The sequence below is a fragment of the Streptomyces olivaceoviridis genome, assembly GCF_014650115.1.
GTDB classification, from domain to species: Bacteria; Actinomycetota; Actinomycetes; order Streptomycetales; family Streptomycetaceae; genus Streptomyces; species Streptomyces olivaceoviridis.
In genome coordinates, this window is record NZ_BMUI01000020.1 from 168,967 (window position 1) to 178,131 (window position 9,165).

7 protein-coding genes and 1 riboswitch are annotated in these 9,165 nt (G+C 74.4%); of the genes, 5 read left to right on the top strand and 2 right to left on the bottom strand.

The features are described from left to right. Positions 1-271: 271 nt before the first annotated feature. The 5 genes from IE273_RS31220 to IE273_RS31240 all read left to right on the top strand — a co-directional run bounded on the left by IE273_RS31220 (position 272) and on the right by IE273_RS31240 (position 7,343). Positions 272-3,541: an FG-GAP-like repeat-containing protein gene (locus IE273_RS31220; RefSeq protein ID WP_229887727.1), complete on the top strand. Its 3,270-nt coding sequence runs from the start codon at positions 272-274 to the stop codon at positions 3,539-3,541. Between the two features lie 70 nt (positions 3,542-3,611). After that, positions 3,612-3,727, top strand: a riboswitch (SAM riboswitch). Between the two features lie 45 nt (positions 3,728-3,772). Next, positions 3,773-4,273 carry a DUF3293 domain-containing protein gene (locus IE273_RS31225; protein ID WP_189818509.1) on the top strand — a complete coding sequence of 167 codons (501 nt, stop codon included), beginning with the start codon at positions 3,773-3,775 and terminating at the stop codon, positions 4,271-4,273. A 201-nt stretch (positions 4,274-4,474) separates the two neighbouring features. Beyond that, a complete protein-coding gene (locus IE273_RS31230) occupies positions 4,475-5,905 on the top strand; it encodes a DUF2252 domain-containing protein (protein WP_189818510.1) in 1,431 nt (476 codons plus the stop codon). 246 nt (positions 5,906-6,151) lie between these two features. Further along, positions 6,152-6,964 (top strand): hypothetical protein, encoded by an 813-nt coding sequence (locus tag IE273_RS31235; protein ID WP_189818511.1) that lies wholly within the window; start codon positions 6,152-6,154, stop codon positions 6,962-6,964. Between the two features lie 49 nt (positions 6,965-7,013). Next, positions 7,014-7,343 (top strand): rhodanese-like domain-containing protein, encoded by a 330-nt coding sequence (locus IE273_RS31240; RefSeq protein WP_189818525.1) that lies wholly within the window; start codon positions 7,014-7,016, stop codon positions 7,341-7,343. A gap of 166 nt (positions 7,344-7,509) precedes the next feature. On the opposite strand, the gene IE273_RS31245 is transcribed toward IE273_RS31240, so the two are convergent. Then, entirely contained in the window at positions 7,510-8,652 is a 1,143-nt protein-coding gene (locus IE273_RS31245; RefSeq protein WP_189818512.1) for an acyl-CoA dehydrogenase family protein, read from the bottom strand. A 196-nt stretch (positions 8,653-8,848) separates the two neighbouring features. Beyond that, positions 8,849-9,165: 2Fe-2S iron-sulfur cluster-binding protein (locus IE273_RS31250; RefSeq protein WP_189818513.1), on the bottom strand; the 317-nt coding region annotated here is incomplete at its 5' end.

The window sequence follows — 9,165 nt, forward strand, 5'->3', positions numbered from 1 at the left end:
TCGTTGTGTTCGGAGTTGTGGGGGATCGCACAGCCAGGTGTCGGTGTGTGCGGGCTCGTCTGTGAACTAAGTCACGGGCAGGGTCCGGGGTCTGAGTGCCGGGCCTCCGCTCTTCCCCTGGAACACTCCCCGGACATCCCGCCGAGAGCGTCATGTCCATGCTGTTAGCCTGCTCCGCACGCGTGCGTGGGGGGAGCGGCCGGGGGGCCGGAGGGGATGCCAGAGCGTTGCCGTACCTCCGCCCATGCCACCCCTGCTCCCTGGAGGAACGGTGGCCCGACCCGGTACGCACCGGCACAGACCCCAGCCCGCATCACACCCGGCACGACGCACCGCGGCCGTCCTCGCGGCGGCGCTCGGCCTCGCCCTGCCCCTCGCGCACACGCCCGCGACGGCCGCGACGCCCGCGACGGCCGCGCCCACGGTCGTCGCGGGAGAACTCGTCCTGCCCGCCGCCGCGCGGGCCGTCCCCCGGTTCACCTGGATCCTCAACGCCGGGACCAGCGGCTTCCTGTGGGTGCAGGAGGGCGACGACCGGTTCCTGTGGACGGACTACGCCACCGGCGCCACCACCGCGCTGGACCAGCGCATGCCGGTCCCGCTCCACTACGACATCGACAACGGCTCCTACCGCGGGGACGTCTCCTTCGAACCCGGCCACTACGGGGACGGGTCGGACACCGTCGCCCTCTACTCGGAGGAGGACGCGCAGGTCACGCTCGTGCGGGGCGCGGGAACGCCGGGCACCGGCAGCGCGGTGGTGCCGGTGCCCGAGGGCCACACGTACGAGGGCACGTTCGGCGACACCGTGCTCACCAGCACGAGCGACCTCGCCGCGAACCCGGACGCCTACCAGCTCCTGAGGGCCGACGACGGCGAGGTCCGCCGGACGCCGGTGACGGGGCTGCCCGGCGGTGCCCACGGCATCCGCGTCGAGGACGGTGACGCACGGTCCGTCATCCTGCGCTACCAGACGGAGGACGGCAGCCACTGGAGCATCGTCGACCTCGCCACCGGCGTGGCGGAGGCGCTGCCCGACCGGCCCGATCCGCAGGAGGCATGGGAGGTGACCGGCTTCCGGCTGAGCCCCGGCTCGGTGCTGCGACTGCGCACCGGACGCGGCAAGGCGGACCTGCTCGACCGGGCCGACCCGGCCGCCGCACCCCGCACCCTGGAGACGAGTTCGCTGACGTACCAGGCCACCTACGGCGTCGTCGGCTCTGCACTGCTGGGCGTCGAGCCGATGTCGCCGGGCGACGACCAGTACCGGGGCCAGCCCCTGTTCGCCCTTACGGCCGACGGCTCGGACACCGCCCTGACCAAGGTCATGGATCCGGCCGCCCATCAGCTCGTCCAGGCCCCGGACGGCTCCGTCCTGGTGGCGGGCGCCGCGGCGTACGTCGACCGGGGCGACCTCGACTGGGGCGTGTACCGGGTCGCCCAGGGCGCCGACGGCTCGGTCACCCGCAGCCGCCTGACCGCCGTACAGCCGATGCCCGCGCAGGTCCACGGACTCTCCCTCGGCAGCGGCATCCTCACCACGGCCGACAACAGCACGCTCTACCAGCCGCACACGATCCTCGGCGCCTACCGCAGCACCTGGCTCACCACGAGCGGCACCCCGAGCCCCGCGCGGACCACCGTGGACGGCCTGGTCAGCGGCTGGGACGGCTTCTGCGACGAGACCACGCCCCGCTGCATCCGGATGTTCGCCGACGGCACCGGCCGCCACGGCCGCCGCGACTCCACCGAGTCCGGCCTGACCATGCTGCGCGCCAACGGCGCCGCCGACTGGGGCCCGACCCTCGACACCGGCGACGACTCCCCGGAGCTCACGGACCTCTCCGGGCGGTACGCCGTCGTCGAGGGCGCCTCCTCCGGCAAGCAGTACATCGGGGAGTTCGCCACCGCCGGGGCGGGCAAGGTCCTGCTCAAGCGGGACCGGGTCGCCGCGGCCGTGTGGGGGAACACCCTGTGGAGCGGCGCGGCGAGCGGCGGGAAGGTCACGGCCACCCGGCTCCCCGCGGGAACCGCCGTCGAGTCCTTCACCACCCGCGGCGGCTGCACCCCGTCCGACCTCCAGGCCGTGGGCCGCTTCGTCTACTGGGTCTGCCGGGACGCCTGGGGCGACGTACACGGCGCGGGCCTGTACGACCGCACGACCAAGCGCACCTCCACCGCCCCGGACAGCCGGGTCCTGCTCGGGGACGGATACCTGGTCGAGCGGGTTTCCGGCACCCAGTCGGACAGCGGGCTGAGGCTGCTCGACCTGCACAACGGGCTGCCGGCCGACGGCAGTCACACCGACCTGCCGAGCCGCGAGCTGGCCGACTGGACCGACCTCGGCCAGGAGAACACCGGGGCCGGGACCAGCTGGACCGTGGACCGCTTCGGCGGCGGCGTCGCCTACGCCGACCGCGACCAGCGCGTGCACGTCGTACCGGCCGGCGTCCCGGCGTCCCCCCTCACGGCCGTCGACGCCACGGTCACCGCGGGCTCCGCGAACTGGTCCGGCACCTGGTGGCTGTCCAAGCCCGCCGCCGACTGGAAGGTGACCGTCCGCCGGAAGACGTCCGGCGCCACCGTCCGTACGCTCTCCGGCGGCACGGCCCGGGGCCTGCTGACGGCCGCCTGGGACGGCAGGGACACCGCGGGCCGCCTGGTCACCAACGGCGCCTACGCCTGGACCCTCACCGCCCGGCCCGCCGACGGCCAGGGCGCCGCGCTCACCCTCTCCGGCGACGTCAAGGTGACCGCCGGAACGGCGGCACCGCGCGACTACGCCGGCAACGACGGGGTCGGTGACGTCCTCACCCTCAGCTCCTCCGGCACCCTCACCGTCCGGCGCGGCACCGGTACGGGCACGCTGGGCGGCACGGTCTCCGGCTCCGGCTGGCCGGCCACCGCCCGGATCGTGCCGTTCGGCGACCTGGACGGCGACCACTGCAACGACGTGCTGGTCCGCACCGGCGGCGCCCTGCGGGCCTACCGCCCGGCCTGCGGCAAGGCCCCGACGCCCGCCACGCCGTACACCTCGCTCGGCACCTCCGGCTGGAACGCGTACGACGTCCTGACCTCACCCGGCGACGTCGACGGCGACGGCCGGCCCGACCTGATCGGCCGCCAGTCCTCGACCGGGGACGTCTACCTCTTCAAGGGCGCGGCGAACGGCAGGCTCTCCGCCCGCACGAAGATCGCCTCCCGCTGGACCGGCTACAAGAAGATCGTCGGCGCCGGTGACCTCACCGGCGACGGCCGCGGCGACCTCCTCGTCCAGGACAAGTCCGACGAGCTGTGGCGGTACGAGGCCACCACCACGGGCACGGGCGGCTTCAAGGCCCGCGTCAAGGTGTTCGCCGACTGGGGCGCCTCCTACAACGCGGTCGTCGGCGCGGGCGACTTCACCGGCGACGGCCGCGCGGACCTCGTGGCCCGTGACACCGCGGGCACCGTGTGGCGCTACAACGGCTACGGCAAGGGCTCGTTCGGGGGCCGCGTGAAGATCGCCACCGGGTGGAAGGGGTACAAGGCCGTCATGTGACGGCAGACGTGACGTCAGCTACGGGGCCTGCGCTGGACTTGGCGCGGGGCCGCGTGCCAAGATCCGCCTCGGTCACGAAGCCGATCGCGCCCCTGGACGAGCGTCGGCTGGCAACCTCGCTCACCGCGCAAGGTGCCCTCCAGGGAAGACCGGGCCCCCACGGTCCCGTGGGGGTAAGCGCGGATCTCCCTGCCCGGCGGGTAAGGGGGTCCCTCTCGGACGGAGACCCTCATGACCGCAGGCATCCCGATCACGGGCACGCCCCAGTGGGCCCTCTACCAGCAGGCCGTCGTGGACGTGGAGTTGCCCGGAGGACCGGTCCGCATCACCCCGGCACCGCCCGGGGTGGTGGTGGGCCGGTTCCCCGTCCCGCACGGGGAGACCATCCACGTGGTCACGGCCCACAACCCCCGGGGCACCCGCGCCTCCCGGCAGCACAACGACCGCGCGCATCAGCGACTGCTCGGCCTGCTGCGCCGGCGGGGACTTCCGTGGTGGCCCGCTGTCGGCGGTGACGCGGACGGCCGGCACACCGAGGAGAGCGCGGCGGTCGTCGGCCTGAGCGACGACGAAGCGCGCGCGCTGGGACGGGAGTTCGGGCAGGACGCGGTGTTCGCCTGGACGGCGCCGGCATGGAGGCTGCTCACCTGCTTCGGCGCCGAAGAGGCACTGACACTCGGGTGGCGGGCTACAGAGGGACCTTCAGAGCCTTCAGGGTCTTCAAGGCCCTGAGGGTCTTCAAGGCCCTGAGGGTCTTCAGGGCCTTGGGGGTCTTCAGGGCCTTGGGGGTCTTCAGGGCCTTCGCCCGAGGGCGCGCGGAGTTTTCCCCAGGGTACTGACGGTTTTCGGCCACCGGCTGTACGGTCTCCCCGAGTTGATGTTCGTACCGTCGCCTGTTCGAAGGCGGCGGGCCGTGCGGGGAAGGCGGTCGCGGTGACCGGAACCGATGTGGGAGCGACGGACGCGGCGGACCGGGGCGCGCGCCGCCTGCCCCGGGTGCGCGGGTTCGCCACCTGGCCGCCGCAGGGCTCGCCGAAGGAGGAGGGCAAGGCGCTCCGGGCGGGTGTGCCGCGCTCCGCCCACCGCACGCTGGAGCCGGACGCCGCCCGCCCCGACGCGGTGAGCGCGGTGGCCGAGTCCAACGTCGGCCGCATCGCCGAACTGACCCCGCTGCGCGTGGGCCGGATGGCGGCCACCCCCTTCGCCTTCCTGCGCGGCTCCGCCGCACTCATGGCGTACGACCTCGCGCGCACCCCCACCACCAGGATCGGCACCCAGATCTGCGGTGACGCCCACGCGGCCAACTTCGGGCTGTACGGCGACGCCCGCGGCGACCTCGTCATCGACCTCAACGACTTCGACGAGACCGCGCACGGCCCCTGGGAGTGGGACCTCAAGCGGCTCGTGGCCTCGCTGGTGCTCGCCGGCCGCGAGGCGGGCGCCGACGAGGACACCTGCCGCGCCGCGGCCCAGGACGCGGCCGGCGCCTACCGCCGTACCATGCGGCTGCTCGCCAAGCTGCCCGCGCTCGACGCCTGGAACGCCATCGCGGACGAGGAACTGGTCTCCCACACCGACGCCCACGACCTGCTCGGCACGCTCCAGCGGGTCTCGGAGAAGGCCCGGGCCAACACCAGCGGGCGGTTCGCCGCGAAGTCGACCGAGTCGGTGCCGGACGGCGGACGCCGGTTCGTGCCCGCGCCGCCGGTGCTGCGCCGCGTACCGGACGCGGAGGCCGCCGCGGTCGCCGCGTCCCTGGAGTCGTACGTCGACACCCTCGGCGAGGACCGCCACCCGCTGCTCGCCCGGCACGCCGTGCACGACGTCGCCTTCCGAGTGGTCGGCACCGGCAGCGTCGGCACCCGGTCCTACGTCGTCCTGCTCCTCGACCACCGGGGCGAGCCCCTGGTCCTCCAGGTGAAGGAGGCCCGTCCCTCCGCGCTCGTCCCGCACCTGGTCACGGCCGGTTTCGAGGCGCCCGCGGTGCCGCACGAGGGGCGCCGCGTGGTCCTCGGGCAGAAGCGGATGCAGGTCGTCAGCGACACCTTGCTGGGCTGGACCACCGTCGAGGGGCGCCCGTACCAGGTGCGGCAGTTCCGCAACCGCAAGGGCAGCGTCGACCCGGCCGCCCTCGCCGCCGACCAGATCGACGACTACGGCCGCATGACCGGCGCCCTGCTGGCCCGCGCCCACTCCCACAGCGCCGACCCCCGGCTGATCGCCGGCTACTGCGGCAAGAAGGAGGAACTGGACGAGGCGATGGCCGCGTTCGCCGTCGCCTACGCCGACCGCACGGAGGCGGACCACGCCGAGCTGGTCGCGGGGATCAGGGCGGGGCGGATCGAGGCGGAGCTGGGGGTCTGAGGGGGCTCCGGGGGGGCGAGGGGCGGTTGTGAGGGTTCCCCTGGGGGCTGGGGGCTGGGGGCTGGGGTGCGGCTGTGAGGGGGCCCTTCCCGGGGACCGGGGGTGCGGGTTCCCGGGTGGGGGTGGGACGGTTTGCGGGGGGTTCGCCGGGGTCCGAGGGGTGGTGCCCCGGAGGCCGAGGGGTGGTGTGCCGGGAGCGTGGGAACCGCGCCCGGACCGAGCCGGGGCAACGGCTACGCTGGGCGGGTGACAACCCCGGAAGCCGGCCAGTCCCAGGCCCCCCGCCCCGAGGAACGGCTGGAACAGGCCGTACGGGCCGCCGAGCAGGCGTTGATCGAGTACGAGATCGCCGTGGAGACCTTCCGCGTCGAGGTCGAGAACTTCGCCCGCCTCCACGAACAGCGACTCGGCCCGCTCTACACCCGCATCGAGGAGCTGGACGCGGAGATCGCCGAGGCGAAGGCCGCCCGCACCGGCGACCCCGAGGACATCCGCCGCGCCGCTGAGGCCCGTGCCCAGGTGACGCCGATCCCGGGTGTGGAGGAGCTGCTGCACGGCTGGATGGACGGTGACGGCCTGTTCCCGGAGGCCGTCGCCATGCTCACCGACCAGCCGGTACGCCCCCCGCAGCGGGTGCGGCCCAGCGAGGAGGCCCGCAAGCTCTACCGCGAGCTGGCCCGCAAGGCGCACCCCGACCTGGCCCAGGAGGAAGCGGAGCGGAAGCGGCGCGAGGAGTTCCTCGGCCGGGTCAACGCCGCCTATGCCCGTGGCGACGAGGCCCTGCTCAGGGAGCTGGCCGAGGAGTGGGCCGCCGGACCGGTACCGCCGGAGCGCCGCCCCAGCCCCGCCGAGGAGCTGTACGCCCGCCTCGAATGGCTCGCCCAGCGCAAGGAACTGCTCACCCTCGTCGCCCGCGAACTGGAGGACGGCGCGATCGCCGGCATGCTCCGCCTCGCGCCGGACGACCCCGACGGACTGCTCGACGAGATCGCCGGCCGGCTGCGCGCCGACATCACCCAGCGGGAGGCGGAACTGGCCGCCCTGCTGGGGCAGGACTGACCCGCCCCTCGCTTCGGGTAGCGTCGGAGCCATGAATTTCGGAGCTGGTGTGCCCACGGTCCAGGTCGCGGACCTCAAGGACGGCGACTTCCTGCTGGACGTCCGCGAGGACGACGAGTGGCAGGCGGGCCACGCCGGGGGAGCCCTGCACATTCCCCTCAGCGAGTTCGTGGCCCGCTACGGCGAGCTGACCGAGGCCGCCCCGCAGGACGGACGCGTCCACGTCATCTGCCGCTCGGGCGCCCGCTCCGCCCAGGTCACCATGTACCTGGTCCAGCAGGGCGTCGACGCGGTGAACGTCGACGGCGGCATGCAGCACTGGCAGGCGGCCGGCCGCCCCGTCATCACCGACGACGGCAAGCCGGGCTTCGTCCTGTAGCCCCGGGCCTCCCGGTCCCCGGTCCCCGGCCCCCGGTCCCCGGTCCCCGGCCCCCGGTCCCCGGTCCCCGGTCCCCGGTCCCCGGCCCTGGATGCCCGGCCTCTGGGCCCCCCGGGTCCTGGCGCCTGATGCCCGGCCTCCCGGGCGCCGGTCAGCCGGGCGCCGGTCAGCCGAGGGGATGGGTGGCCAGCAGGTCGCCCAGCCCCTCCTCGTACGCCGCCGCCGGGCCGAGCGAGAGCTCCAGGTGCTTGGCCCAGGCGTGATAGCGGTGCAGCGGGTAGTCGGTGTCCGCGCCGAACCCGCCGTGCAGGTGCTGGGCCGTCTGGACCACCCGCCGTACTCCCTCCGCCGCCCAGATCTTCGCCACGGCGACGTCCCCGGCGACGGGCAGCGCCCCCGGCGCCCCCGAGGCGATCCGCCACGCGGCCTGCCACAGGGTGGCCTCCATGGCACGCAGATCGATGTACCGGTCCGCGGCCTGCACGGCCACCGCCTGGAAGGTCGCGATCGGATACCCGAACTGCTCCCGCTTGCCGGTGTACTCACCGGTCATCCGCAGCACCCGTTCGCCCAGCCCGAGCGCCAGCGCGCAGGTGCCCGTGACCAGCAGACCGCGCAGCCACTCCCAGGCGCCGTCGGCCTCGATCACCTCACCGGGCCCGACCCGCACGGACCGCAGCCGCAGCTCGGCCAGCCGCTCACCGCTGGTGGAGACCTGCTCGGCGAGTACCAGCCCGTCCGAATCGCGCGGCACCAGCGCCAGCACGGCCCCCTCGCCGGCCGTGCCCTCGACGTGCGCCGGTACGACGACCAGGTCCGCGTCGAACGCCCACGGCACCGCCGTCTGCACCCCCTCCAGCAGCCAGGTCCGCCCCTCCCGCCGTGCGGTGACGGCCAGTTCGGCCGGGTCGTGGCCGGTACGGCCCTGTGCCGCGACGGTCAGCACCAGCTCGCCCCGGCCCGCCCGGACCAGCAGCCGGTCCGCGAGCTCCGGGCTGCCGTAGGCCTGCACGGCCGCCGCGGCGGCGCAGTGCTCCAGCAGCGGCACCCGGGCCAGTACCCGGCCGGCCTCGCGCAGCACCAGGCACAGCGCGATGGCGTCCAGGCCCGCCCCGCCGTGCGCCTCGGCCAGCAGCAGGCTCAGCAGGTCCGCGTCGGCGAGCCGGGACCACAGCGCCCGGTCGAAGCCCTCGGCGACGGCGCCGGTGGTGAGCGCCGGACTGGGTACCGCGTCCGGCGCGACCCCGGCGAACACCCCGCGGGCCGCCTCGGCCGCCGCCTGCTGCTCCTCGCTGAAGGTGAAGTCCACGGCCTGTCCTCCTGGCGGGTCCGGTGATCCGGTGATCCGGTCATCAGGTCGTCCGATCGTCCGGCGGTGTGCCGGTGTGCCGGTGTGCCGGTGTGCCGGTCTGGCGGTCCGGCGGTCTGGCGTGCCGACGGTCAGGCGATCTGACGGTCCGTCAAGATAGAACAGGTTTCAGGAGAAGGGAACGGTCCCGCGGGTCTCAGCGGTCGAAGTCCAGCTCCACCCTTTCCGTCAGCGGATGCGACTGGCAGGCCAGCACATACCCGGCCTGCGTCTCCTCCGTCTCCAGCGCGAAGTTGCGGTCCATGCGCACCTCGCCCGTGACCAGGAAAGCCCGGCAGGTCCCGCACACCCCGCCCTTGCAGGCGTAGGGCGCGTCGGGCCGGTTGCGCAGCACCGTCTCCAGCAGCGACTCGCCCTCCCGCACCGGCCAGGTGCCGCCGCGGCCGTCGAGCCGTGCGGTGACGGTGCTGTGCGCGGGCGCCGGAGCCGTGGCCGCCGGGGCCGAGCCCGCGT